Origin of the sequence: Vibrio sp. 1727 (genome assembly GCF_033344415.1) — a bacterium.
GTDB lineage: Bacteria > Pseudomonadota > Gammaproteobacteria > Enterobacterales > Vibrionaceae > Vibrio > Vibrio alginolyticus.
In genome coordinates, this window is the sequence record NZ_JAWPOT010000497.1 from 1 (window position 1) to 577 (window position 577).

The following is a 577-nucleotide window of genomic DNA, read 5'->3' on the forward strand; positions in this document are numbered from 1 at the left end:
GCAGCAAGCGGCGAAGCACCTAGAAACAAACGAATTTGTTGTCGAAGCGCTAAAAAATACTGATCACCCACAGTTTTCTGAAACGCAGCTTGTTCAGCAGCTAAACAACATCAAATCTCAGTATGGATTGAATGACGCATCGGTCGCAAACCGTAAAACAGCGTACTACTGGAACCAAAATGGTTTCTTGCGTCAGCTAAACCATTCGCAAGACGCGTGGTTCTTTGGTTTCACCTCTTCGGGTCGCGAAACATCAGTGAGTGTTTTCCAAGAAGCTAATGGTGAAGTGAAAATGTTCACTAACTACCAAGACTTAAACGGTATCTCGATGTCGGGTCTATCTAAGTCGATGGATGACATGGTGTCACTTCTAAACAGCTTCCAAATTGAGGACACAGGTTACGTGTTCTTGACGAATGAAAAAGGTGACATTCAAATTCATCGTCAACAAGGCAAAAACAAAACGTCGATTGCGCAGCTTTTTGGCAGTAACGCGAATCAACTGCTGAACAAAAACAGCTTCAACCTAATTAATGTCGAGTTTGAAGGTAAGGACAATTTTGTCGCGAGTTTGTAT

Annotated in this window: 1 pseudogene; it reads left to right on the forward strand. The window is 42.6% G+C overall.

The annotated features are described in order from the left end of the window. Positions 1–577 (forward strand): annotated as a pseudogene (locus R8O10_RS26570) (methyl-accepting chemotaxis protein); the annotation flags it as partial.